The sequence below is a fragment of the Rhizobium sp. SAFR-030 genome, assembly GCF_059415005.1.
Genome location: NZ_JBPFDO010000002.1, coordinates 522,044 through 546,493 on the forward strand (window position 1 = coordinate 522,044; position 24,450 = coordinate 546,493).

At 65.2% G+C, this 24,450-nt stretch carries 19 protein-coding genes; 10 read left to right on the forward strand and 9 right to left on the reverse strand.

The genetic code is table 11. The features are described 5' to 3' along the window. The first annotated feature begins 56 nt into the window (after positions 1-56). Positions 57-977: an AraC family transcriptional regulator gene (locus ACR65N_RS08105; RefSeq protein ID WP_440456548.1), complete on the forward strand. Its 921-nt coding sequence runs from the start codon at positions 57-59 to the stop codon at positions 975-977. Between the two features lie 67 nt (positions 978-1,044). On the opposite strand, the gene hutX is transcribed toward ACR65N_RS08105, so the two are convergent. Beyond that, positions 1,045-1,581 carry a heme utilization cystosolic carrier protein HutX gene (hutX, locus tag ACR65N_RS08110; protein WP_440456549.1) on the reverse strand — a complete coding sequence of 179 codons (537 nt, stop codon included), beginning with the start codon at positions 1,579-1,581 and terminating at the stop codon, positions 1,045-1,047. After that, on the reverse strand, positions 1,578-1,922 hold the full coding sequence (hmuQ, locus tag ACR65N_RS08115; RefSeq protein WP_440456550.1) for a heme-degrading protein HmuQ: 345 nt from the start codon (positions 1,920-1,922) through the stop codon (positions 1,578-1,580). Before hmuQ ends, hutX begins: the two co-directional genes overlap by 4 nt. A 148-nt stretch (positions 1,923-2,070) precedes the next feature. Between hmuQ and ACR65N_RS08120 the strand changes: the two genes are divergently transcribed. From ACR65N_RS08120 to ACR65N_RS08130, 3 genes are read left to right on the forward strand one after another with little or no spacing between them, the layout of a single operon-like run. Next, positions 2,071-2,955 (forward strand): heme/hemin ABC transporter substrate-binding protein, encoded by an 885-nt coding sequence (locus ACR65N_RS08120; protein ID WP_440456551.1) that lies wholly within the window; start codon positions 2,071-2,073, stop codon positions 2,953-2,955. 2 nt (positions 2,956-2,957) lie between these two features. Beyond that, positions 2,958-4,046: a FecCD family ABC transporter permease gene (locus ACR65N_RS08125; protein ID WP_440456552.1), complete on the forward strand. Its 1,089-nt coding sequence runs from the start codon at positions 2,958-2,960 to the stop codon at positions 4,044-4,046. Continuing rightward, entirely contained in the window at positions 4,046-4,858 is an 813-nt protein-coding gene (locus tag ACR65N_RS08130) for a heme ABC transporter ATP-binding protein (protein WP_440456791.1), read from the forward strand. Before ACR65N_RS08125 ends, ACR65N_RS08130 begins: the two co-directional genes overlap by 1 nt. A gap of 158 nt (positions 4,859-5,016) precedes the next feature. Here the strand turns inward: ACR65N_RS08130 and ACR65N_RS08135 are convergent, their stop codons facing one another. Continuing rightward, positions 5,017-7,206 (reverse strand): TonB-dependent hemoglobin/transferrin/lactoferrin family receptor, encoded by a 2,190-nt coding sequence (locus tag ACR65N_RS08135; protein ID WP_440456553.1) that lies wholly within the window; start codon positions 7,204-7,206, stop codon positions 5,017-5,019. A gap of 349 nt (positions 7,207-7,555) precedes the next feature. Beyond that, positions 7,556-8,599, reverse strand: a complete 1,044-nt coding sequence (locus ACR65N_RS08140) for a dipeptidase (protein WP_440456554.1) — start codon at positions 8,597-8,599, stop codon at positions 7,556-7,558. Between the two features lie 180 nt (positions 8,600-8,779). Between ACR65N_RS08140 and ACR65N_RS08145 the strand changes: the two genes are divergently transcribed. From ACR65N_RS08145 to ACR65N_RS08155, 3 genes are all read left to right on the forward strand, one after another. Further along, the gene (locus tag ACR65N_RS08145; protein WP_440456555.1) at positions 8,780-10,288 is read left to right on the forward strand and encodes a serine hydrolase domain-containing protein; all 1,509 of its coding nucleotides are present in this window, start codon (positions 8,780-8,782) and stop codon (positions 10,286-10,288) included. A gap of 51 nt (positions 10,289-10,339) precedes the next feature. Beyond that, positions 10,340-11,224 carry a LysR family transcriptional regulator gene (locus ACR65N_RS08150; protein WP_440456556.1) on the forward strand — a complete coding sequence of 295 codons (885 nt, stop codon included), beginning with the start codon at positions 10,340-10,342 and terminating at the stop codon, positions 11,222-11,224. Between the two features lie 221 nt (positions 11,225-11,445). Then, positions 11,446-15,285, forward strand: a complete 3,840-nt coding sequence (locus tag ACR65N_RS08155; protein ID WP_440456557.1) for a beta strand repeat-containing protein — start codon at positions 11,446-11,448, stop codon at positions 15,283-15,285. Positions 15,286-15,314: 29 nt separating this feature from the next. Here ACR65N_RS08155 and ACR65N_RS08160 read toward each other — a convergent pair whose 3' ends face one another. The 5 genes from ACR65N_RS08160 to ACR65N_RS08180 all read right to left on the reverse strand — a co-directional run bounded on the left by ACR65N_RS08160 (position 15,315) and on the right by ACR65N_RS08180 (position 19,965). After that, positions 15,315-16,181, reverse strand: coding sequence for a D-amino-acid transaminase (locus ACR65N_RS08160; protein WP_440456558.1), 867 nt, complete (start codon positions 16,179-16,181; stop codon positions 15,315-15,317). Beyond that, entirely contained in the window at positions 16,148-17,251 is a 1,104-nt protein-coding gene (locus ACR65N_RS08165) for a DmpA family aminopeptidase (protein ID WP_440456559.1), read from the reverse strand. Before ACR65N_RS08165 ends, ACR65N_RS08160 begins: the two co-directional genes overlap by 34 nt. Positions 17,252-17,327: 76 nt before the next feature. Continuing rightward, positions 17,328-18,272, reverse strand: coding sequence for a dihydrodipicolinate synthase family protein (locus ACR65N_RS08170; protein WP_440456560.1), 945 nt, complete (start codon positions 18,270-18,272; stop codon positions 17,328-17,330). A 29-nt stretch (positions 18,273-18,301) separates the two neighbouring features. Next, positions 18,302-19,180 (reverse strand): SMP-30/gluconolactonase/LRE family protein, encoded by an 879-nt coding sequence (locus ACR65N_RS08175; protein ID WP_440456561.1) that lies wholly within the window; start codon positions 19,178-19,180, stop codon positions 18,302-18,304. 71 nt (positions 19,181-19,251) lie between these two features. After that, positions 19,252-19,965 (reverse strand): FadR/GntR family transcriptional regulator, encoded by a 714-nt coding sequence (locus tag ACR65N_RS08180; protein ID WP_440456562.1) that lies wholly within the window; start codon positions 19,963-19,965, stop codon positions 19,252-19,254. A 252-nt stretch (positions 19,966-20,217) separates the two neighbouring features. Here ACR65N_RS08180 and ACR65N_RS08185 point away from each other — a divergent pair, with 252 nt between their 5' ends. The 3 genes from ACR65N_RS08185 to ACR65N_RS08195 all read left to right on the forward strand — a co-directional run bounded on the left by ACR65N_RS08185 (position 20,218) and on the right by ACR65N_RS08195 (position 24,444). After that, on the forward strand, positions 20,218-22,164 hold the full coding sequence (locus ACR65N_RS08185; protein ID WP_440456563.1) for an ABC transporter substrate-binding protein: 1,947 nt from the start codon (positions 20,218-20,220) through the stop codon (positions 22,162-22,164). 162 nt (positions 22,165-22,326) lie between these two features. Next, on the forward strand, positions 22,327-23,313 hold the full coding sequence (locus tag ACR65N_RS08190) for an ABC transporter permease (RefSeq protein WP_440456564.1): 987 nt from the start codon (positions 22,327-22,329) through the stop codon (positions 23,311-23,313). 9 nt (positions 23,314-23,322) lie between these two features. Further along, complete coding sequence (locus tag ACR65N_RS08195; protein ID WP_440456565.1) at positions 23,323-24,444, forward strand: ABC transporter permease; 1,122 nt, start codon at positions 23,323-23,325, stop codon at positions 24,442-24,444. Positions 24,445-24,450 lie beyond the last annotated feature (6 nt).

Here is a 24,450-nt window from a genome sequence, read left to right on the forward strand (position 1 = left end):
GGTTGATCCGATCTATGCTGTAAGCACTCAGAAATCGTCGCGATCGGATAGATGTCATGGATCCCTTGTCCGAAGTCTTCTCGCTGCTCAACATCCGCAGCGCGCGCTGCACACGCTTCGAGGCCAGCGGGCCGTGGTCCTACCGGTTCCCGGCCAAGCCGGCATTCAAGTTCGGCGCCGTGTTGCGTGGCAGTTGCTGGATCGATTTCGGCGATGGCGAGCGCCGGCAGCTGGCGGCAGGCGATTGCTTCCTGCTGGCCAACGCGCCGAGCTACGTGCTGGCGAATGACGATGAGGTTGCGCCCGAAGACGGGATCGCGGCTTTCGACTGGGCACAATCGGATGTGGCGCATCATGGCGGCGATGACACGGTGCTGATTGCCGGCACCTTCGGGTTCGAGACATCGGGCGCCGAACTGCTGCGGGGATCACTGCCCCGGTTCCTGCTGATCCCGTCCGGCAACGCATCGGCTGCCGTCGTGCGCGCGACGCTCGACATCCTCGACCTTGAAATCAGGAGCACGCGTATCGGCGCCGGCGTTCTTGTCGACAGGCTGGCCGACGTGCTTCTCATCCAGGTTCTGCGGGCGGCGCTCGATCAGGACAGCGGCGAGGATTTCGGCTGGATCAGCGCGCTGGGCGATCCGCGGATCGGCAAGGCGATCCGGTCTATGCACGGCGATGCTGCCCATCCGTGGACGCTCGACGGTCTGGCGGGATCCGTGGCGATGTCGCGAGCGTCCTTTTCCAGGCGCTTCAAGGCGCTGGTGGGCATCTCGCCGCTGGATTACCTGCTGCGCTGGCGCATGCGGCTGGCGCGCAGCGATCTTCGCCATGGATCGACGATCGCAGCGGTTGCCGTCAGGGTTGGATATTCGTCGGAAAGTGCATTCGGGCATGCGTTCAAGCGCATCTATGGAGTGGCCCCTCGCCGGTACTGGCGAACGCACGACGAACCCGAGACCGCTGCCTCCTGAAGGCGGAGCCGGACAGAAAAAGGCGGCCGGCACGTTTTGCACCGGCAGCCCTTCGATCAGGTGTGCGTCAGACCGCGGCGTAGCGGTGGGCCAGAGCCTCGAAGCTGCCGAGCTGGTCGGCCAGCAGTTCGCGGGCCTCGTCGCGCCGGACGAAGATCTTGAACATCGCGGCACCATCGGCGTTCATGAACCAGATCGAGCACGACCGGCGGCCGTGGAACATCCGGTCGACGAAGGTGATGCCGGCGCAGCGATCCTTGCGGATATGTCCGCCAATGGGGCTGTCGCCGTGGATGTTGAACCAGCCATGGCCTTCGCTGCCCTGAGGCAGGCTGCCGGTCACTTCCAGCACGATATCGCCGGTGTGAACGATGAACAGCACATCGCCCCAGCCGGAGACCTCGGCCCAGATCGTCTCGAAGGCATCGGCACCGACGGATACCGCGGCTCCCGAAGGCAGGATGGCGAGGATCTCGGCCGGCGTCACCTCGGCCTTCGTGGCGATCGCCTCGACCACGCCGTCCGGCTTTTCCGCCAGCGCCGCGAGTGCTCGCTGCCGCCTGTCTTCATCGGCCTGCAGCATCGGACTGACAGACGTCGTCATGCAGCCTTTTCCTCTTTGCCGTCGCGGCCTTCGTGGATGATGACCTCGAAGCCTTCGAAATGCGGGCCAGAGAGATATTGCACGCTCCCGCGATTTTCGCCGGCGCGGGCATGGGCGGCACGGAACTGCTCCGACTTCGTCCAGGCGGTGAAATGCTCGACGCTCTCCCAGATCGTGTGCGATGCGTAGAGCGTGTGGTCGTCGTGCTTGGCGCCCTTCAGCATGCGAAATTCCAGGTAGCCTGGCATGCTCGACAGGTGCCGCTCGCGGCTGCGCCAGACCTCCTCGAAGCGTTCCTCGTGGCCCGGCACGACCCGGAAGCGGTTCATTGCAATGTACATTCTGTGACCCCCATTAAAACTGGTGTGATCCGCTCATGATATAGATTGCCCTCCCGGAAGGAAAGTCCTAAGACTTGATAATCACAGTCAGGTTTTAGCGCTGCGCCCGGGTTCAAGGCGTGGCGTCGAGGGGAACGGGGTAGCAGTCATGGCCAAGCAGAAGCGTTTCAGGAGGCTTGGCCTTCCGGTATTCGGCGTCCTCGCGGCGATAGCGGCCGGCTCTGCGCTGGCTGCCGAACCCGCCAATCCAGCCGCCCGCCGTATCGTATCGATCGGCAGCGCCGTCACCGAGATTCTCTATGAGCTTGGTGCCCAGGACCGGATCGTCGCCGTCGATTCGACCAGTACCTATCCGCAGGGCACAAAGGAAAAGCCGGATATCGGCTACCTGCGGGCGCTGTCCCCGGAGGGCATCATCGGCCAGAACCCGGACCTGATCCTGCTGCAGGACGGTGCTGGGCCGCCGGATGCGCTGACCGTCCTGCGCGCCAGCGGCATCGCCACGGCAACGATCAAGGCGCTGCCCTTGAGCGAGACGATCCCCGACAAGATCCGCGACGTGGGCGCCGCCGTCGGTCTGGCAGACAAGGCCGACGTGCTGGCGCAGAAGACCAAGGCCGAGCTCGACGCCGCGCTCGCCGAGACCGCGAAGATCCCGCAGCCGCGCAAGCGCGTGCTGTTCATCCTTTCCGTCGCCAACGGCCGGATCATGGCCGGCGGCAAGGGCACCGAGGCCGCGGCGATGATCGAGATGGCCGGCGGCATCAACGCCGCCGACCAGATCACCGGCTACAAGCCGCTGACCGACGAGGCGGTGATCGCCGCAAGGCCGGATTACGTGCTGGTCATGCAGTCGGGCAACCACCACCTGACGCCCGACCAGGTCTTCAGCCTGCCGGCCTTCCTGTCGACGCCCGCCGCCGACAATCGCGCCCTGCTGCAGATGGACGGCCTGTTGCTGACCGGCTTCGGCCCGCGCACGCCGACAGCCATCGGAATGCTGACATCGCAGCTCTATCCGCAGAGCAACTAGAGATGCGCCGCAGCCTGATCGCCGCGATCCGCTCGAGCGAACCGGATGGGGACCGATCCCGCCTCGGCGTGCTCTGCCTGACGGGCCTGCTCCTGCTTCTCGGTGTCTCGTGCTTCGTATCGCTGGCGCAGGGTCCGACCGGCGTCGATCTCAGCCATCTCTGGCTCTACGTCACCGGTCGCTCGGCGGAATTGACGCTGCAGGAACGCGTGGTCCTGGAGGCAGTGCGGCTGCCGCGCACGGCGCTTGCAGTGCTGGTGGGTGCCGGCCTTGCCGTTTCCGGCGCCATGATGCAGGGGCTGTTCCGCAATCCGCTCGCCGATCCCGGCGTCGTCGGCGTGACCTCGGGCGCGGCCCTGTTCGCCGTCCTCGGCATCGTGCTGGGATCGGGGCCACTTGCCTCGCTCTCCGCTTTTCTCGGGAGCCATTTCCTGCCGGTGATGGCGTTTGCCGGGGGGCTCATCAACACGCTGCTGCTCTACCGGATCGCCACGCATTCCGGCCAGACCCAGACCAGCACGCTGATCCTCTCCGGCATCGCGGTCGGCGCGATCAGCGCCGCGATCATGGGGCTGCTGATCTTCGTCGCCGATGATCGTCAGCTGCGCGACATCACCTTCTGGAGCCTCGGCTCGCTGAGCGGCGCGACCTTTGCCCGCGTCCTCTCCATCCTGCCGTTCGTGGTGCTGGTATCGGCCGTCATCCCGGCCGTCGCCCGCGGCCTGGATGCGCTGGTGCTGGGCGACGCAGCGGCCTTCCACATGGGCGTCCCGGTGCAGCGCCTGAAGCGCCTCGTCATCCTGGCTGTTGCCGCCGCTTGCGGAGCGACGGTCGCCGTTGCCGGTTCGATCGGCTTCGTCGGCATCGTCGTACCGCATCTGCTGCGGCTGATCATCGGGCCGTCGCACCGCTTCCTTCTGCCGGCGTCCGCGATCGGCGGCGCGGTTCTGCTGCTTCTGGCCGACAGCGTCGCCCGCACTATCGTCGCTCCGGCAGAACTGCCCCTCGGCATCGTCACGGCGCTGTTCGGCGCGCCGGTCTTCCTGCTGCTGATCGTCGGACGCAATGGCATGCGCACAGGAGATGCATGATGTTCAAGGCTCATTCCGTCACGGTCGAACGTCGTGGCCAGCGATTGCTCGATGACGTCTCGGTGAGCCTGCAGCCGGGTGCCATGACGGCGGTCATCGGTCCGAACGGTGCGGGTAAGTCGACGCTGATGAAGGTCCTGTCTGGCGAGCTTTCGCCCTCCAGCGGATCGGTGACCTATCATGATGTCGACGTCAGGCTGCAGGATGCCAGAGCGCTGTCCGCCAAGCGCGCGGTTCTGCCTCAGGCAAGCGAACTGGCCTTCCCGTTCACCGTGCTCGAGGTCGTGCGCATGGGGGCGGTCGCCCAAGGTGCTGCCGATCCGAGTACCGCGGCACGAATGGCGCTGGCACGCGTCGGGCTGACGGGCTTCGAACGCCGGCCCTTCCCAACACTGTCGGGTGGCGAACAGCAGCGCGTGCAGTTTGCGCGCGCACTCGCCCAGGTCCCGCAGCCGGTGAAGAACGGCATGCCGATGGGCCTGCTGCTCGACGAGCCGACCTCCAGCCTCGACCTCAGCCATCAGATTGCCGTCCTGGAGACCGCCAAAACCTTTGCGCGCCAAGGCGGCATCGTGCTGGCGATCCTGCATGACCTGAACCTGGTCGCCGAGTTCGCCGACCGGATCGTGGTGCTGGAAAAGGGCCGCGTCGTGGCGCAGGGCAGCTGCGCGGAGAGCCTGAACGACGCGATGGTTATGCAGGTCTACAAGATCTCCGGCGCCGTCGGACGCACCCCTGTCGGCCAAATGCCGTTCGTGCTGCCGCAATCGCGCGACCGCCACATCAGCTCATCTCATCCTGATCCATCATAGTGACGGCTTCGGTTCCGGAGCCTGACGGCGGCTGGTCCATGCCTGCCGGCGGAGAGGAATTTCGCTGCCGGTAGCGGCCGGACGATCAGACCCATCGACGCATGCAAAAAGGGCACCCCTCCTGCGAGGGATGCCCTTTTTCGGTGGGATCGTTTTCTTCAGAACCGCTGGGTCAGCGACACCTTGAATGAGCGGCCGGGCTCCGAATAGAACTCGCGGGCCTGGGTGGCGGCGTTCGAGCGAACCGAGCTGTAGTCGTAGTAGGTCTTGTCGAAGACATTGTAGATGCCGGCATTGATGCGCAGGCCCTTGACCTGCTCCGGTTCCCACCATGCGGTCAGGTCGACGAGACCATAGCCCGGCGTGCGGAAGTAGGTGCCGGCCTTGCCGTCGTCGTGGCGCGACGCCGAGACGCCGATGAGGTCGACGCCGACGCCCCAGATTTCCGTATCGTAGCCGAAGCTGACGACGGCCTTGGCCGGCGCGACGGAGCGCAGGAAGGTATCGTTGTCGAGATCTTTGCCGCTCAGCGCGGAAAGTCCGAGGCCGACGCGCAGGCCGTTGTCGAAGGCGCGGTGGCCGGAGACCTCGACACCGTAGATCTCAGCCTTGGAGATGTTGCGGAACTGCTGGACGCCGCCCTGGCGGTAGTCGTTGAGGTTGTAGCCCATGGCAGCGGCCTCGCCAGCCGTTAGGCTGCGCGAGTCGATGAAGTTTTCATAGCGGTTGTAGAACAGGTTGATGCTGCCGCCGAAGCTTTCGTCGCCGAGGTTGGCGCCGATCTCGAAGCCGTTGCTGGTTTCCGATTCCAGATCCGGATTGCCAAGGCGCAGATAGGTGCCGCTGGCACCGAAGCGGCTGTAGAGTTCGCCGGCGGTTGGTGCGCGGAAGCCCATCGCCCACTGGCCGAAGAGCTGGATATCCGGTGCGGCATCGTAGGTCAGACGTAGCTTGGGCGAAACGGCGGTGTCTTCGAACGAGGCGGGGAGCGACGGCCGCGATGCGTTGCGGGCAAATCCATCGGTCATCTGCGGCTCGTAACGAACCCAATCGAAGCGCAGGCCGGGCGTCAGCGTGAAGCCGGACTGGCCGAGTTCGATCGCGTCGTCGAGATAGAGGCCGATGCGATTGCCGTCGACCTTCGGCGTATCTGCCTGGTTGGTGTGCAGGTTGTTGCAGGCCGTTGCGGCGCCCGTATAGATGCCGCTGGCCGGCTTGCGCGGGCACGCGTCGTAGCCTGCCGAATACTGGTCGCTGGTGATCGTCGCGAGGTCCCAGCCGAAGGTCAGCAGGTGGTTGTTGCCGCCGATGGATAGGTTCTTCTGCGCCGCGCCGATCAGGCCGATGTCGCGCTCATCGGAGGTGTTGTCGCGGCCGATCGGGCCGACGATCGACGTCGAACGGAACCCTGTATAGCCGTCGAGAGTGCCGATCTTCTGGACGTAGAGCGAGGTCCAGAGGTTGTCGATGAAGCTCGTATCGCTCTCGCTTTCGAACTTGTAGTCGAGCGAGGCGCGGTCGCGATCGCTCTCCTTCTGCGACTGATAATTGCCGGGGCGATAGTTGCCGGTCACCGCCTGGTTGATGCGGTTATCAATATCGCGATCCTTGCGGTAACGCTCCAGCGTGACGCCGATGGTGTGACCGCCGGCCAGCTCCTGTCGCAGCTTGAAGAGCAGGTTGTGCTCGTTGAAATCCGACGGGTTGGCTTCCGTGCGGGTGGTGCTGTAGCCGCCGATGCTGCCATCGGTCTCAAGCTCATGGCCCTTCTTGTAGCTGCCCTGGAACAGAACCGAGGTGCCGTCGACCTTGCGGGCGACCGCTGCCGCGCCCTGCCAGCTGCGCTCCGAGCTGTCGTAGATCGTCTTGACGAGGCCGCCCCACTGCTTGCCCTCGCCGATCAGATCCTCGGGCTCCAGCGTCCGGTAGGCAAGAACGCCACCCAGCGCGCCGGCACCGGCGCGGCTGGAATCGGCACCCTTCATGACGTCCACCGCCGACAAGGCGCTGAAGTTGACGGTATCGACGCCGCCGGTCGCCTGGCGGGTCGGGTCGCTGAGGAACGGCAAGGGGATACCGTCGACGGTGGTCAGCACGCGGCTGCCTTCGAGACCGCGAATGTTGACCGAACCGTTGGCGCGGTTGAAGTTGACGCCTGGCTCGGCGACACGCCCGAGATCCTGGACGCTGGTGATCTGCCGGGCCCCGATCGTCTCCCGGCTTACTTCACTGGTCAGCGGGCTGTCTGTGGCACCGCCCTGCGGGACGCTAGACCGGTCGCCCTTGATGGTGACGCGCGACAGGACCGTCGCATCCGAGGGGGACGCCTGTTGCGCAACGGCGGTCATGGGGAGGCCCAGGGACGCGACGCTGGTGCAAGCGAGCAGGAGACGAGAAAGGCGGGGCAGCATCGCTGATCTTTCATGTTGAGCACGCGCACGGACACGGCGAGGCTGCCGCGCACAGAGAGCGTTGATGTGGTGGGTGAGGCCGCCGAGACGCCGGTGCCTTATTTCTACCGAATAAAAAACATGATTCCTTTTGTCAACATATTTAACATGACAAACAGACTCTTGTTTTAGACCGATGCCGCTCAGGCCCGCTGATGTGGCTTCAACGCACGTTAAGTGCGCAAGCGCTTACATGCCGGCCCTGCGAGAAGCGCGACTTGTTGAACAGAGAAGAGGTGGATTAGGCTCAGCCGCCCCAGGTGCGCTCCAGCACGTCAATCCAGTTGCCGTGGCCGATGGCCGCCAGCGCCGCGTCGTCGAAGCCGCGCTGGCGAAGCGCCTCGATCAGCCGTGGCAGGCCGGCGGCATCACCGAGTTCCTTTGGCACCGTCGTACCGTCGAAGTCGGATCCCAGTGCCACATGCTGGATACCGATGCGATCTGCGACATAGGCGACGTGGTCGGCGATCTTCGACAGCGGCGTATCGCCGTTGCGGGCGCCATCGTCGCGCAGGAACAGCACGCCGAAATTGATGCCAACGAGACCGCGGCTGTCGCGAATGGCATCGAGCTGTCGGTCGGTGAGATTTCGGCTATGCGGGCAGAGCGAGTGGACGTTCGAATGCGAGGCGACGAGCGGTGCCTGCGACAGGCCGGCAACATCCCAGAACCCTTGCTCGTTCATGTGCGAAAGATCGATCATGATCTTCAGGTCGTTGCAGGCCCGCACGAGGGCCCTGCCAGCTTCCGTCAGGCCCGGCCCGATATCCGGCGTCGATCCGAAACGGAACGGAACGCCGTAGGCGAAGATGTTCGGGCGGCTCCAGACCGGTCCCAGCGTCCGCAGACCCGCCTGGTGCAGGAGGTAGAGCGCGTCGAGGTCGGCACCGACCATCTCCAGACCCTCGATGTGGAAGACGGCGGCAAACGATCCCGCGTTCATCGCCGCACGGATGGCCGCAGCGCTGCGGCAGACGGTGACGGCACCCTGCGAGCGGCTTTCGAGCTCGAACAGCAGGCGCGTCATGGCCATTGTCTCGTTCAGCGCATCGGCCTGGGCTGGGGCGAGGAAATCGCCGTTGGCATCCGGACGCATGCTCGGCGGCGGGATGAATATGGCGCAAAGGCCGCCGGCGAGGTGACCGGCGCGCGACCGCGGCAGATCGATATGCCCCGTCGCCTCGCCGTCGAGGAAGCCCTGCACCGGATCGGCCTGCCCGGCGCGGCGCATGCGAAGCAGGACGTCGTTGTGGCCGTCGAAAACGGGGATAGCGGCAGGAATGGATGACATCGCAATATTCCGGGGAGCTTGTGTCTGAGGGTGGATGCACTGGTAGGTATGGTCGCACCGCCCGGCAAATGCAAACTGCGCATGGCGTTCGTGCAAAATGGAATTGGTCGCAGCCGGCGAGCGCTGGTAGACGATGGACTGGGAGGGCGTGCTGCAAGCCGCAACGACCTTAAGCGAGGAATGACGATGTCATTGGACTGGGACGCCGCCGCTGCCGCGGCCAAGACATTCACCGATGGCTGGGGGCCGGATGCGCCGGGCGGCGCGGTCATAGGCTTCGATATCGACGGCATCCGGTTTTCCGCCTGTGGCGGAGTGGAAAGCCTCGCGACGCTGGTGCCGTTTAGCGTCCGAAGTGTCGTGCGGTACGCCTCGGTGACCAAGCACGCCTTCTGCGCCATGGTGCTGTCCCATCCCGAACTGATCGGGCTCGACGACAGGCTCGGCGATCATCTGCCGGAACTGCAGGCGCCGCTTGCCGCGGTGTCCGTCGGGCAGGCACTCGACATGAGCGGTGGCCTTCCCGATACGCGCGAATGCCTGACGCTGCTGGGGCTTTCTGTCTATACCGAGACCCGCTCGACGGAGCTGCTCGACTTCATCTCCCGCCAGACACGCCTCAACTACCAGGCAGGCACGGAGACCTCCTATTCTAATACCGGCTATCGGCTGGTGGAGGCGGCGTTCGCGCGAAAGGGCACGTCGTTCAAGTCTTTCATCCAAGCAGCCGGTCGCCGGGCGGGTGCCGAGTTCGACGCGCCGGATGTCTGGAACGATCCGGTCGCCGGCCTTGTCCCCGGCTATTGGCGCGACGATGAGCGCTGGCAGCTGTCGTCCGCCGGCCTGCACCTGTCCGCATCCGGCAGCATGACCGGTAGCGCCGAAAGCCTCGTCGCCTGGCTGCGCATGCTGATGGCCGACGCAGGACCGTTCGGCGACATCCTGCAGCGGCTGGCTTCACCGCGCCTCCTCGCCGACGGCCGGCCGAGCGGCTATGGCCTCGGCTTGCGCCGGTCCGTGCTCGACGGCCAGGACTTCATCGGCCACGGCGGGTCGCACCCTGGCTACAAGACCTATTTCCTTCTCGATCCGGACACGAACGCCGGCTTCGTCGTCGTCTCGAACCGCGAGGATACCAACGGCTACGGGATCGCGTTGCAGGCCATGGCGGCGCTGCGCGGCCTGCCGTTGCCCCGCGTTTCGACGGCCCTGATCGACGGGCTCTATGTCACGCAGGAGGGCCCCTGGTGGATCAAGGTCGCCGGCAGCACGGTCACCTATCTCGATGCCGACGAAACGGTCTATGACGACGGCGACGGCTGGGTCTCCTCCCGCTCCGCCTCCTCTCCCTTGCGGCTGCGGATGGACGGCGATGAGATCGTCGGCGAAGTCGGTCACGCGGCACGGCGTTTCGTGCCGGTCCGCACTGTGGATGTGCCGGAAACCCTGTCCGGAGAGTGGGTTTCTCCCGAAGGTGCGCGGTTGGAGATCCAAGCGGATGTGCTGACGATGGGGATCGGCCCGGTGCGCCATGGCATGCCGCTCACCGCGCTCGGAAACGGCCGTTTCCTGTTCACCTTGAAGGACGGACCGTGGACCAAGCGCGTCTGTATCCACATGCTGGCGGACGATCGGCTGGAACTGGTGCTCGGCCGGGCCCGGATGATGGAATATAGCCGTCGGCACTGATGCCGGTCTGATCGGCACCGCCGAACTTGTGGCCTGGAAATGGAGAGCATTGTGGAAGTCAAATGGCTGGAGGACTTTCTGGCATTGGCCGGGACCTTGAACTTCTCCAGGGCCGCCGACGAACGGCATGTGACGCAATCGGCGTTCAGCCGCCGCATTCGCCAGCTTGAGGCCTGGGTCGGCACGAGCCTGATCGATCGCGCCACCTATCCGTCGCGGCTGACGGAGGCCGGCGAGCGGTTCGTTCCGGTCGCCGAGCAGACGCTGCGATCACTCTATCAGGCGCGCCGCAATCTCCGGCACGAAGACGGCGCCGAGGTGCAGCGGGTGACGCTGACGGCGTTGCATACGCTGTCCATCACTTTCTTTCCCGGCTGGATACAGACACTGGGCGCGGCTGTCGGACCGCTCGTCTCGCACCTGCGGCCGGATTCCGGCAGCATGGAAGAGAACCTCAACTCGCTGGTCGACGGCCATTCCGATTTCCTCCTCACCTACCAGCACGCGCATGTGCCGATGCTGCTCGGGCCGGAGTTCGAGCACCTGACGCTCGGCCGTGAAAATATCGTGCCGGTCAGTGCTCCGGATGAACGGGGCGCGGCGCGTCACCCGATCGAGCCGAGCTTCCTGCATGCCAGCTACCAGAAGAGCTCGTTCTTCGGCCAGCTCATCGCCGGCGCGCTTGCGGACCGCCTGCCGCCCAACACCTGCGCGCATGTCGGCAGCATGTCAGTCGGGCTGAAGGCGATGGCGATGGCCGGCAGCGGTCTCGCCTGGGTGCCGGAAAGCCTGGTGAAAGACGAGCTTGCCACGGGCGTGCTGGTGCGCGCCGGCGGTCCCGAATGGGACATCGCGGTGGAGATCCGCCTCTACCGATCGCGCGACAACGGACGGGCGATCGTCGGTCGGATCTGGGAGCTACTGCAGGTCGCCTGATCCAGCGGCCAGACGCCGGCCAGCCACCACAGGCTCGGGCAAGCCATGCGGTGTACCGGATCTCATCCGCATGCAGCAGCCAGGGAAACCGGCACTCGGCGGCCGGGCGACATCGGACGAGCGACAGAGATTTTCGATCCGAAGCAGGCGGATCACTCTGGCAGTCGGCTGCCGGCGCTCGCGTAGTGCCGCCGATCCATTTGCTCCGAGGGCCGCTGTCAATGACCTCCATCGTTCCCAATCTCAGCATCTACCAGATCAAGGCGCTGTCGACCGCCTCCATCGCCTCCTGGACCTCGAGCGACGTCTCGCAGCTGTCGGCGGCCCAGGTGAACGCTCTTTCGTCGAAGCAGATCGCTGCGCTTGAGAGCGAGGACATCGCCGCGCTCAACACCGCGCAGATCGCTTCGATCGCGGTGAAGTCGCTCCCGGGCCTGTCGCTCGACCAGCTGGCGGCGCTCGGTACCGACCGGATCGCCAGCCTTGGTGCCGCCCAGGTTGCGGCCTTTTCCACGGCACAGATCGGCGCCCTCAGCAGCGAACAGGCCGAGGCGCTGACGCCAGCACAGATCTCCAAGCTGAGCGCCAAGCAGATCGCAGCCCTGGATGCCGCGGATCTCGCCACGTTCTCGACCGCCGATATCGCGGCAATCAGCGCGAAGGCGGTCGGCGCCCTTTCTTCGACGCTGATCTCCGGCCTGGCGACCGACCAGATCGCTGCCCTGACCACCCTGCAGGTGGCATCGATGAGCGCCCAGCAGGTCAAGTCTCTGACGTCGGACCAGGTGGAGGTGCTGAACCCGTCACAGATCCGCACGCTGACGGGCCTGCAGCTTGCGGCGCTGAGCAGCGACAATCTCGCCGGCCTTTCGACGAGCCAGATTGCCGCGATCAATGCCAAGGCGGTTCCCTCGCTGACCTCCGGCCAGATCGCTGCCCTGTCGACGCAGCAGGCCGAAGCGCTGACGGCGTCGCAGGTGGCGGCCCTGTCGCCGAAACAGCTGGCGCTGTTTTCCGCCGACGGCATCGCCACCTTCTCGACCGCCGACATCGCCGCGATTTCCGCACGGGCGATCGGTGGGCTCGCGAACCTCACCATCGCGCTGCTGTCGAGCGGCCAGCTTGCAGCTCTCACCTCCGCCCAGATCGGTGCGCTTAGCAGCAGCCAGCTCGGCTCGTTCGGCAGCAGCCAGATCGGCGCGTTGACGACGGCGCAGCTGAAGGGCCTCGCCTCTGCGCAGCTGGCAGCGATCACCACCGAGCAGATCGCAGCGCTCTCGACCGATCAGGTGGCGGCCCTCAGCGCCAAGGCCATACTCGGCCTCACCTCTCTGCAGCTTGCCTCGCTGTCCACCAACCAGGCAGAGGCGCTGACCTCCGCGCAGGTGGCGGCGCTGACCTCCAAGCAGCTTTCCGCCCTCACCCCGGCTGCCCTTGAGACCTTCTCGACCGCCGATGTTGCCGCCATCGCTGCCAAGGCAATCTCCGGCCTGCCGACCGAAACGCTGGCGGCGCTGACGCTCGAGCAGGTATCGGCACTGACGACGGCGCAGATCGCGGCGTTGAAGACCAGCCAGATGGCAGCGCTCGCCCCGTCGCAGATCGAAACCTTCAGCACCGGCCAGATCCGCGCGCTGGCGTCGTCGCAGCTTGCAGCCCTGTCGACCGACAGCGTCGCCGCATTGAATGCGGACCAGTTCGCCGCACTCACCGCCAAGGCCATTCCCGGCCTCAGCACGATGCAGATGGCTATCCTGACGCTCGACCAGATCGAGGCACTGTCCAGCGCCCAGATCGCCACGCTCACCGCCGCGCAGATGGCCTCGCTGACCTCGGACGGGCTGGAGACGTTCACGACATCGGAAATCGCGGCCATCAATACCCGGGCGCTGGGCGGGCTTGCGTCGACGACGCTTGCGGCGCTCGGTCTCGAACAGCTTTCGGCACTGACGGCGGGCCAACTTGCTGTGCTGAAGACGGACCAGATCGGCGCGCTTGGCGTCGGGCAGATCGGTGCGCTGACGACCGCTCAGGTGAAGGCCCTGACGGCAACCCAGCTGGCGGCGCTCGGCACGGCTGCAATTGCTGCCCTGTCGGTTGACCAGATCGCCGCGCTCAACACCCGGGCCATCTCCGGCCTGACGACGACGCAGCTTGCCGCGTTCAATGCCGACCAGGCGGAAGCCTTCCTCGCCTCGCAGGTCGCGGGTCTCACCGCCACCCAGATTGCCGCCCTTCCAACCGATGCGCTGGCAACCTTCTCGACGGGCGACATTGCGGCTATCACGGCGGCCGCCATCGCCGGCCTGTCAAGCGATGGCATTGCGGCGCTCAGCCAGGACCAGTTCGCAGCCCTCACCACGGCGCAGGTCGCTTCGATGAAGTCATCGCAGATCGCTGCGCTGAACCCCTCGCAGATCCTGTCGCTGACCTCCGCCCAACTGCGTGCGCTTTCGGCGGCGCAGGTCGGTGCCGTCGCGACAGCAAGCCTTGCGGGCCTGTCGCCGGACCAGATCGCGCTGCTGACCGCAAAGGCTGCGGCCGGGCTGACGACGGCGCACATCGCCGCGCTCACTCTGGAACAGGCGGAAGCGCTCACGCCGTCCCAGGTCGCCGCGCTGAGTTCGGCTCAGATTGCCGCCTTCAGCAACCAGAACCTTTCAGCGTTTTCCGCCGAGGACGTGGCCGCCATCGGCGCGAATGCGATCGCGGGCCTGCCGACGAGTACGCTTGCCGGCATCGGCACCGAACAGATCGCGGCGCTGACCTCCGGTCAGCTTGCCGGGCTGCAGTCAGGCCACATCGCCAGCCTGACCTCGTCGCAGATCGCCAGCCTGTCGACGGCGCAGATCCGGGCACTTGGCGCGACCCAGATCTCGGGCCTGGAGACCAGCCAGCTTACCGGCCTCAGCGGCGACCAGATCGGCGCGCTCGGTGTGAAGGCGGTTGCGGCGCTCTCCTCGACGCAGCTTTCGGCACTCTCGACGCTCCAGTTCGACAACCTGTCGACCGGGCAGCTTGCGGCACTGACGTCAGCCCAGGTCTCAGCCCTGTCGAGTGACGCGATCGCCACCTTCTCGACCGCCGATATCGCCGCACTTTCGGCAGCCGCCATTTCGGGCCTGGCCAGCGACGCACTTGGCACTCTGAACGCCGAACGCATCGCAGCGCTCACCGCAGCGCAGATCGGCGGACTGTCCGGCAGCCAGATCAGCCAGCTTTCCGCAGCGCAGATCGGCGCCATGAGTTCTTCGCAGATCGCTGCGTTCAATCCGGTGCAGGCGGCGGGACTTGGCCCAACCGTGCTCGCCAGTCTGTCGCCCGAGCAGGTCGGAGCGCTATCGGCGAAATCCATTGCCGCATTGACCTCGGACCAGGTCGGGGCGCTCTCCCCGTCGCAGTTCGATGGCCTTGCCGCCAGTCAGATCGGCGCACTGTCTGCCAGTCAGATTGCCGCACTCGGCACGCAGGTGCTGGAAGCGTTGACTTCGGCCGACATCGCCGCGATCAGCGCCGCCGCTGTGGCAGGGCTGGCGAGCACGACGATCAGCCAGCTTTCGGGCGAACAGGTGGCGGCATTGACGCCTGACCAGGTAACCAAGCTGAGCTACTTCCAGCTGACGGCGATGAGTTCGACGCAGCTTTCTGCGATGACCACCAGCCAGGTCGGCGTGTTCAACGCGCTGCAACTGGCGGCTCTCGGCACCGCCAAGATCTCGGCACTGGAGACGGCACAGATTGCCGCAATCAGCACCAAGGCGATCGTCGGGCTGACGACCGCGCAGATCGGCGCCCTGTCCACCGCCCAGGCCGAGGCGCTGACGCCGGCGCAGGTCGCAGCCCTGAGTTCTGCTCAAATCGCCGCCCTCAGCACGCAGGAACTCGGGACCTTCTCGGCGGCCGACATCGCCGCGATCAACACCGCGGCGCTCACCGGCCTGTCGACCTCCGATCTCCTGTCGCTGAGCAGCGACCAGTTGCTGGCCTTCACCTCGCCGCAGATCGACGCATTGAACGCCGACCAGGTGGTGGCGATCATTTCGGCCTACCAGGCGTTCTGATCGCAGCGACGGGCGGGTACCCGGTCGGTTCAGATCGCCGTCTTGCGGGCGTTGTCCATGTACAGCGCCCGCAGCCGGCGGACGATCGGCCCCGGCTTCCCATCGCCGACCGGCTGTCCGTCGATATTGGTGATCGGCACCACGAAGTTGGAAGCGCTGGTCAGGCAGGCCTCGACCGCGGTGTGCGCTTCCTCCACAGAGAACGGCCGCTCTTCGAGGATCATGCCGGCCTCCTTGGCCAGTTGCAGGACGGCAAGCCGGGTGCAGCCTGGCAGCGTCGCGTTCGAAGACCCCCGCGTGACGATGCGGCCATCGCTCGTGACGATATAAGCTGTCGACGAGGCGCCCTCGGTGATGAAGCCGTCCTCGACCATCCACGCTTCGTCGAACCCTTCCGCCTTGGCAGTACGCTTGGCGAGCACCTGCGGTAGCAGGCAGACGGACTTGATGTCGCGCCGTTCCCAGCGCTGGTCGGGGACGATCTTGACCTTCAGCCCTTTTTCGACCGCCGCCACATGCTCAAGAGTTCTGGCCTGGGTGAACAGCAGCAGCGTCGGCTGGAGATCCTCGGAGAACAGGAAATTCCGGTCCTCGGCGCCGCGGGTGTATTGCAGGTAGACGACGCCTTCGGTCAGCCCGTTGCGTTCGATCAACTGCTTTTCGATGGCGACGATCTCGTCCGTCGACACCGGCAGGAAGCCGCCGATCTCGCCGACGCTGCGCTCCAGCCGCGCCATGTGAAGGGCACTGTCGATCAGCCTGCCTTCAAGCACGGCGGTGACTTCGTAGATGCCGTCGCCGAACAGGAAGCCGCGGTCGAAGATCGACAGACGCGCCTCGTTCTCCGGCAGAAAGGCGCCGTTCAGGTAGACTGTGCGGAGGGTCGGGCTGGACATGAATGCTCCTGGATGTGGGATCGGTTATGGGCGCTCGGTGGCAGGCGCAGGGCCTTCACCAGGCTCGACTTGCCGGTTGCGGCATTGAAGCCATGGGTGTCTTCGGCCATCGTCAGCGAGTTGAGGATCGCCTCTTCTGTCGCCTCGATGGCGGCCTCGAACAGCGGCGAGACGATGTCGTTCGATAGCGACGGGATTGTCATGACGGCCTTGCGGCGCTCCGGCGTGCGGCGAACCTCTTCGGCCGTCGAAAAGGCCAGCGCATAGTCGCCGGAGCCGTTGCTGAGGGCGGCACCGGTGCGGGCGAGCCCGCCGAATGCGCGGCTGGCAAGCCGCTTCAGATTGCGCGGGCAGAGCGGCGCATCGGTTGCCAGGATGATGACGATGGAGCCGTCGCGGTCGTGCTCCGCCAAGTCGTCGACATGTCGTCCGGCAACCGTCAGTCGGCCGCCGTAGTTCGACTGCACAAGCACGCCGAGCGTGAAGCTGTGCCCGGCGACCGGCACGATGCGGGAAGACGTGCCGATGCCGCCCTTCAGGCCAAAGGCGACGGTCCCGGTTCCGGCTCCGACCGCACCTTCGTCGACCGGGCCGGATGTTGCGACCTCGATCGCCTGGCGCATCTCGTCGATGCTCGGGCGTGGCTGGCGGATGTCGTTCAGCCGGGAATCGTTGGTTTCGCCGACAACGGCGTTCAGTGAGACGACACGCTCGTTCCCGGGTTGGTCCAGCGTGTAGCGGTTGATGGCCTCGATGGCCCGGCCGACGGCGAGCGTGTTGGTCAGCAGGATCGGCGTCTCGATCTCGCCAAGTTCCTCGATCTGCGTGGCGCCGGCGAACTTGCCGAAGCCGTTGAATACGGACAAGCCCGCCGGCACCTTGTCCTGGAACAGGTTGCCGCCATGCGGCAGGACCGCGGTGACGCCGGTGCGGGTGCGCTCGCCTTCGACGCACGTGACATGACCGACTGTCACGCCCGCCACGTCGGTGATGGCGTTCAACGGTCCGGTCTTGAAGCGGCCGATGGAAATGCCGAGTGCGCGGGCGCGTTTAGCTGGCTGGTTTGTCATCGTCGCGGTCACCTCGTCTGATGCGGCGACACTAACGCGACGACCGGACGAGCGGCAGCAGAAAAACGGAATAGTTTCAGACCGCGTTTGCAACGGCGCGCGGTCGCTCTCCGGTTTCGGGAAGAACCTGCCACTCGCCGAGAAGCGTCTTCAGCGCCATCCGGTCCGCCTCGTCCAACTGCGGCAGGCCCGGGACACGCACCGGCCCGACATCGAGACCGCACATTGTCACAGCTTCCTTGACGACGGTGACGTTGGCGCCGTTTCGGAACTTGGTGCGCATCCGCTCGAACGGTTCGATGCGTGCGACGATGGCGCGGGCCGCGTCAAAATCGCCGGCATCGAGCGCCGAGAGCACTGCGAGCGAGAACTGCGGCGCGACGTTGACGAGACCCGAGGTGAAGCCTCGGGCGCCGACCGCGGCGAAGGCCGGTGCCCAGCTTTCGGCAAGCCCGCAGACGAAGATCGCGCCGTCCGGATCAGCCGCCTGGATGGACCGCGACAACAGCATCAGGTCGGTGGTCGCGAACTTGATGCCGGCGATGTTGGGATGATCGGCAAGTCTCACCATGTCCTCGACTGAAAAGCCGTCAGCCCGAACATAGGCGACGAGCGGCAGCGGCGTTGCATCCGCAAGATTGCGGAAATAATCGATCTGCGCCTGCGGGGCGGCAAACGGATCGACCGGCTGATGCGACATCACAGCGGATGCCCCCATCGAATGCGCCTGCGTCGCCATCGCCACGGCCTCGCGCTGCGAACGCCCGATCGCCGCAGTCACCGGCGACCGTCCATCGACGCCCGACACGGCTGCCTCGTAGACCTTCAGGATCTCGTCCGGGGTCAGTGCATAGAACTCGCCGGTGTTGCCGGCCGCCACGATGTTGTGGATCCCGGCATCGGCGACCTTCGCATAGACCTCTGCCGTCATGGCAGTATCGACCTCGCCGTCCCGGCCATAAGCGGTCACCGGAACGCCCGAGACGCCCTTCAGCGCAGTGCGGATAAACTTCATGGTCATGGTGTTGATCCCTTTGCTGCCGGATAGCGTCAGATGGCGAAGCGCGTCACGGGCACGCCCGGCACGTCGACATCGAAGGCGAGAATGCTGCCGTGCTCCTCGACGCCGTCGACGGTGCGCGACAGGGTCGAGAGGTAGAGTGTCTTCAGGTCGGGGCCGCCGAAGCAGGGCATGGTGGGGCCGGACACGGGCATCTGGTAGACCTCGATGATCTCGCCCTCCGGCGACAGGCGGTTGAGCTTGCCGTCCAGCACGCCGGCGCTCCAGTAGAAGCCGTCCACGTCGGTGGCGCCGCCGTCCGGGCGTCCCTCGAGATTGGTGAAATCGGTCAGCCGGCGCGGCGGGCCGAGCGCGCCGCTCTCGGGCACGAACGAGAAGGACTGGAGGAACTGGCCGCTGCTGTCGGAATGGAACATCGTTTTGCCGTCGGCGCTCCAGGCGAGACCATTCGACGTCTTGAGGCCGTCGAGGATCTGGCTGAACGAGCCATCCGGCGCGACCCGGTAGAGCCTTGCATTGCCGGTCTGCGGCACGGCCTCGTCGCGGGTGCCGACCCAGAAATGTCCATCGGGGCCGACCTTGCCGTCGTTGAGGCGACTGTCCGGACGTCCGCCATCCGGATCGCAGAGGAATTCAAGCGTGCCGGTCTTCGGATCGAGAAGATGGACGCCGGTTTGCAGAGCAACGGCGATCCGCCCGCTTTCGCACAGCGCAAGGCAGCCGATGAGCGCCGGCATGTCGAAGCGCGACAGGCGGCCGTCCGCATGCAGGCAAAACGCAGCCGGCGCCAGGATATCGACGAACCACAGATCGCCGGTTCGATCGTCCCAAGTCGGCGATTCCCCGACCTTGAGCGGCGTATCGATAACATGGCGTGCTTTCGGATGAACAATGCGTGGCGCTGGCATGCGATCTCCTTCCCTGTGACGGCTTGTTCGGCGCGATCAAGGCACCTTCCGCCGTCAGCTTCTGTCAACGCTCAGATGCCCTGGAACATCCGTGCCCTGGCGTTCAGCACATGCGCCTTCATCGCCGCATGGGCGCCTGCCTCGTCGCGCGCGAAGATCGCCGAGACGATCGCCGCATGCTCATCCTGTACGGCGCGCACATGGGCGGCGGTGCGCTTCAGGCTGAGGCTGCGCGTCACCGCCATGCCGATGGCGATGTGCGGCTTGAACCATTCGCGCGCCAATGTGTGGAACTGGTTGCCGGTGGCGAGCGCCACCGCATCATGCAGCGCCAGATCCTCGTCGGTCCCGAGGTCGTTGCGCTGCAGACACTGTTCCAGCGCCTCGAACATAGCCTCGATGCGCGTCCGGTCCTGCGGCTGCCAGTTGCGCGCCGCCAGTTGCGCCGCCTCCGCCTCCAGCCCGGCACGGAACTCGAAGAACCGCTGGACATCGGCAAGCGACCCGACAGGAACGTCGCTCAGAACCGAGACGTCGGGCCGCTGGCGAACATACGATCCGGAGCCCTTGCGCGAGACGATCAGCTGGTCGGTGCGCAACCGCTCCAGCGCCTCACGCACCACCGGGCGCGAGGCGCCGAGCATGGTCGCAAGATTGATTTCCGACGGCAACCGCTCGTTGACGGCAAAACGGCCGTCGGCAATCATCCCGACGATCTTCTCGTAGATAATGTCGCTGAGGCGTGTCTCGTTACGCTGAGACGCGATCAGCTCAGGCTTGTTCATTGTCGACCCTTGTTCATCACGATCTCCCATAGCGCGCGACCCGAATGATCCTGCCGTCGGGACCGTCCTCTCCCAGGCGTCGCTGCGCTCAGAACTAGTGTTGCTGTAAAAATCTGTCAATACTTGTCATGATCTGAAAAGCATCCTATGGTTCCTCAGCTGGCCTTTGGAGGGGCCGGTTGCGGCATCTGCTTGGGAGAGCAGCGGGCGAAAGCCCCGCCGGTGCCATCGATCTTTGGGAGGAGATGTCTGATGCAGGATGGGAACAAGCAATCGGGTGTAAGCCGTCGTACGGTTCTCGCCGGCATGGGGGCTGCCGCGGCAATGTCGCTTGCGCCGTATGGGGCGAGAGCGGCCGGCGGCAAGGAGGCGCCGCAGCTGGCGGCGCTGGTCAAGGACGGGAAGCTTCCGCCGCTCGCCGAGCGTCTGCCGCCGAAGCCGATGGTGGTCACGCCGCTTGAAAAGGTCGGCACCTATGGCGGGACGCTGCGGCGCGGTCTGCGCGGTTCGTCCGACCACAACGGTATCCTGCGGCTGGTCGGCAACCAGGGCCTCGTGCGCTGGAACATGGATTTCACCGAGGTGCTGCCCAATCTCGCAGAACGCTGGGAGGTCAGCGATGACGCAACGCAGTTCACCTTTCACCTGATCCCCGGCATCCGCTGGTCAGACGGTCATCCTTTCACCGCAGACGACGTGGTCTTCGCCATCGAGGACGTCGTCAAGAACACCGAACTGTACAGCGCAACGCCTGCCCAGCTGGCCGTCGCCGGCAAGCCGGTGGTCGTCGAGAAGATCGACGACAGCACGGTGAAGTTCACCTTCGCTGCAGCCAATGCGCTCTATCTGGAAAACCTGGCGACACCGCTCGGCCAGCACCCGACGCTGTTTGCCAAGCACTACTGCATGAAGTTCCTGCCGAAATACAATGCCGGCCTCGACGCCGAGGTGAAGGCGGCCGGCGTATCAAGCTGGACGGAACTCTTCCGCGCCAAGTGCGGCGACATAGAGATCCCGTCGCGCTGGTCGAACGCCGAAAAGCCGGTGCTCGACCCGTGGGTGGTCAAGGAACCCTATTCCGGCGGCGCGACCCGCGTGGTGATGGAGCGCAACCCGTTCTTCTGGCAGGTGGACACCGCAGGCAACCAGCTGCCCTACATCGACGAGCTGAACTTCGGCATCAGCCAGGATGTCGAATCGCTGATGCTCAACGTCATTTCCGGCAAGATCGACATCCAGGAGCGCCATATCAGCGTTCTCGCCAACAAGCCGACGCTGTCGCAGAACATGAAGAAGGGCGACTACCGGCTGCTGTCGCTGGTGCCGTCGGCGGCACAGCAGTGCCAGATCTATCTCAACATCACCCACAAGGACCCGGCGATCCGCAAGATGTTCGCCGACAAGTCGTTCCGCCAGGCGCTTTCGCTCGGCATGAACCGACAGGAAATCATCGACATCGTCTATTTTGGCCAGAGCGAGCCCTACCAGGCCGGTCCCCGACCGACCCATCCCTGGTACAACGAGAAGCTCGGCCGGCAGTTCACCGAGTTCAATCCCGAGCAGGCAAACAGCATGCTCGACAAGATCGGCCTCGACAAGAAGGGCTCGAACGGCATTCGCCTGCGGCCGGACGGGCAGCCGGTATTCTTCTCCATCGACGTCATTCCGACGCTCTATCCGGATCTTGTCGATACGCTGGAACTGGTGAAGTCGCACTGGGCGGCGATCGGCGTCGACATCAAGGTCAACACCATCGAGCGCGCCCTCTATTATACGCGCGGCGATGATAACGCCCATGACGCGGCCGTCTGGCCCGGTCCGGGCGGCCTCGATCCGATGCTCGACCCGCGCGATTTCTTTGCTTTCCATCCGCAGGGCTCGCGCTACGCAATTCCGTGGACGCTCTGGTACACATCCAACGGCGCCAAGGGTGAAGAACCGCCGGAAAGCCAGAAGCAGCGCTTCAAGCTGTTCGACGAGGCGCGCTCGACGGCCGACCTCGAAAAGCGTGGCGCCTTCATGAAGCAGTTGTTCGACATCACCGCGGAAGAATTCGAAACCATTGGCGTCTGCCTGGCCGTCGGCGGTTTCGGCATCATCCGCAACAATCTTCGCAACGTGCCGGAGAAGGAACCGGACAGCTGGTCCTGGCCGAACCCCGGCCCTGCCCTGCCGCAGCAGTTCACTTTCACAAGCTGACTCGGCACAAACTGCCCGGACACACTGTCCGGGCAGAAGCCGCCCTGAAGAGCCGACGCCGCCACACACCGCGGCGCCTCGTCAATGCCGGAAATGGGATCCACCCTCGCAGGCGCTCTGCGACGGCGCTCCATCCCGGCCCTTGTCTCAGAGTGCCTTCTCATGCTGAAATTCCTCATCAAACGCCTGCTGTGGATGATCCCGTCCCTCTTTGCCGTCAGCTTTCTCGCCTTCGTGCTCATCCAGCTGCCGCCGGGCGATTATGTCACCACCTACATTGCGACGCTGGCCGCCTCCAACGAGATCATCGACCAGAACACGGCCGCCCAGTTGCGAGAGCGGTTCGGGCTCGGCGATCCGCTCGCCGTCCAGTACGTGAAGTGGATCTGGGGCATTGTCACCCGCGGCGATTTCGGCATTTCCTTTGAATGGCAGCAACCGGTCTCCGGGCTGATCTGGGAGCGCATGGCGCTGACGCTGGTGCTCGCAATCGCCAGCCTTCTCGCCACCTGGGCGATCGCCTTGCCGATCGGCGTGTTTTCGGCAGTCCGCAAATACTCGATCGGCGACTACGCCTTCACCGCCTTCAGCTTCTTCGGCCTCTCGGTTCCCTCGTTCCTGCTGGCGCTGGTGCTGATGTACATTGCCGCCGTCGAATTCGGCCAGGACGTCGGCGGACTTTTCTCGCCGGAATATGAGACAGCCTCCTGGAGCATCGGCAAGATGGTGGACCTGATGGCCCACATCTGGCTGCCGGTGATCATCCTTGCCGTCTCGTCGACCGCCAGCCTCATCCGCGTCATGCGCGCCAACATGCTGGACGAGCTGCCGAAGCCCTATGTCACCACTGCGCGGGCAAAGGGACTGTCCGAGTTCAGGCTGCTCACCAAGTACCCGATGCGCATTGCCCTCAACCCGTTCATCTCCACCATCGCCTGGCTGCTGCCGAACCTGATCTCCGGCTCGGTGGTGGTCGCCATCGTCCTCAACCTGCCGACTGCAGCGCCCCTGCTTCTCCAGTCACTGATGGCGCAGGACATGTACCTGGCCGGCGCATTCGTGCTTCTGATCTGCGCCCTCACCCTCGTCGGATCCCTGATCAGCGACATTCTGCTGGCGCTGGTCGATCCGCGAATCCGTCTCGAATAGGAGGGCATCATGGTCGATATAGCCGCCGTCAACGTGCAGCCGGACCGTGCCGCCGTCGCCTCGCAGTGGCAGCTGATCTGGTGGGCATTCAAGCGCCACCGGCTGGCGATGATCGCCCTCTTCGTGACCATCGCCATGTATGTCGTGGCGCTGGTTCCGGGCTTCTTCGCCATCAACGATCCGGTGCTGCAGAACGCCCGGGCGACCTTCTATCCGCCGCAGCGGGTGCATCTCTTCGACACGTCCAACGGATTTTCGCTCGGCCTCCACTACTACGCGATGAAGCTGACCCGCGATCCGGAAACGCTTGCCGCCATCTTCGCCGAGGATACGTCGAAGCCGATCCCGATCCAGCTGTTCGGCCGCGGCTACCAGTATTCGGTGCTCGGCCTGTTCGACACCAATATCCACCTGATCGCCTCGACGGATCCGACCAAGCCGCTCTTCCTGTTCGGCGCCGATCGCCTTGGCCGCGACGTCTACAGCCGCGTCGTCCAGGGGGCGCAGATCTCGCTGTCGATCGGCCTCGTCGGCGTATTCATCTCGCTGCTGCTCGGCGTCATCCTCGGCGGCATTTCCGGCTATTACGGCGGACGCATCGATTTCATCATGCAGCGGGTCATCGATTTCGTCCTGTCGCTGCCGACGATCCCGATCTGGCTGGCGATGGCCGCCGCCCTTCCGCAGGGCTGGCCGGCCGCGCTCCAGTACATGATGATCACCATCATCCTGTCGCTGACCGGCTGGGCGCAGCTTGCCCGCGTCGTGCGCGGCCGGTTCCTGTCGCTGCGCACCGAAGAATTCGTCGCCGCCGCCCGTCTCGACGGGGTGTCGGAAGGGCGCATCATCTTCCGCCACATGCTGCCGAGCTTTTCCAGCCACATCATTGCTTCAATGACGCTTGCCGTGCCGGCGATGATCCTGGCCGAAACTTCTCTGTCCTTCCTCGGGCTTGGACTACAGCCGCCGACCATCTCCTGGGGCGTGCTGCTGCGCGAGGCTCAGAACATCCGCTCGATTGCGACGGCTCCCTGGCTGTTCATGCCGGGTGCCGCCGTCGTCGTCGCCGTCATGGCGCTCAACCTTCTCGGCGACGGCCTGCGCGATGCAGCCGATCCCTACAATAAGTGAGGGCGG

Coding starts and splice junctions, on each gene's coding strand:
- ACR65N_RS08145 (WP_440456555.1), top strand. CDS start 8,780: ATGACGATGTCATTGGACTGGGACGCCGCCGCTGCCGCGGCCAAGACA.
- ACR65N_RS08125 (WP_440456552.1), top strand. CDS start 2,958: ATGCGCCGCAGCCTGATCGCCGCGATCCGCTCGAGCGAACCGGATGGG.
- ACR65N_RS08195 (WP_440456565.1), top strand. CDS start 23,323: ATGGTCGATATAGCCGCCGTCAACGTGCAGCCGGACCGTGCCGCCGTC.
- ACR65N_RS08130 (WP_440456791.1), top strand. CDS start 4,046: ATGTTCAAGGCTCATTCCGTCACGGTCGAACGTCGTGGCCAGCGATTG.
- hmuQ (WP_440456550.1), bottom strand. CDS start 1,922: ATGTACATTGCAATGAACCGCTTCCGGGTCGTGCCGGGCCACGAGGAA.
- ACR65N_RS08180 (WP_440456562.1), bottom strand. CDS start 19,965: ATGAACAAGCCTGAGCTGATCGCGTCTCAGCGTAACGAGACACGCCTC.
- ACR65N_RS08105 (WP_440456548.1), top strand. CDS start 57: ATGGATCCCTTGTCCGAAGTCTTCTCGCTGCTCAACATCCGCAGCGCG.
- ACR65N_RS08175 (WP_440456561.1), bottom strand. CDS start 19,180: ATGCCAGCGCCACGCATTGTTCATCCGAAAGCACGCCATGTTATCGAT.
- ACR65N_RS08185 (WP_440456563.1), top strand. CDS start 20,218: ATGCAGGATGGGAACAAGCAATCGGGTGTAAGCCGTCGTACGGTTCTC.
- ACR65N_RS08165 (WP_440456559.1), bottom strand. CDS start 17,251: ATGACAAACCAGCCAGCTAAACGCGCCCGCGCACTCGGCATTTCCATC.
- ACR65N_RS08140 (WP_440456554.1), bottom strand. CDS start 8,599: ATGTCATCCATTCCTGCCGCTATCCCCGTTTTCGACGGCCACAACGAC.
- ACR65N_RS08190 (WP_440456564.1), top strand. CDS start 22,327: ATGCTGAAATTCCTCATCAAACGCCTGCTGTGGATGATCCCGTCCCTC.
- ACR65N_RS08120 (WP_440456551.1), top strand. CDS start 2,071: ATGGCCAAGCAGAAGCGTTTCAGGAGGCTTGGCCTTCCGGTATTCGGC.
- ACR65N_RS08170 (WP_440456560.1), bottom strand. CDS start 18,272: ATGACCATGAAGTTTATCCGCACTGCGCTGAAGGGCGTCTCGGGCGTT.
- ACR65N_RS08155 (WP_440456557.1), top strand. CDS start 11,446: ATGACCTCCATCGTTCCCAATCTCAGCATCTACCAGATCAAGGCGCTG.
- ACR65N_RS08160 (WP_440456558.1), bottom strand. CDS start 16,181: ATGTCCAGCCCGACCCTCCGCACAGTCTACCTGAACGGCGCCTTTCTG.
- hutX (WP_440456549.1), bottom strand. CDS start 1,581: ATGACGACGTCTGTCAGTCCGATGCTGCAGGCCGATGAAGACAGGCGG.
- ACR65N_RS08135 (WP_440456553.1), bottom strand. CDS start 7,206: ATGACCGCCGTTGCGCAACAGGCGTCCCCCTCGGATGCGACGGTCCTG.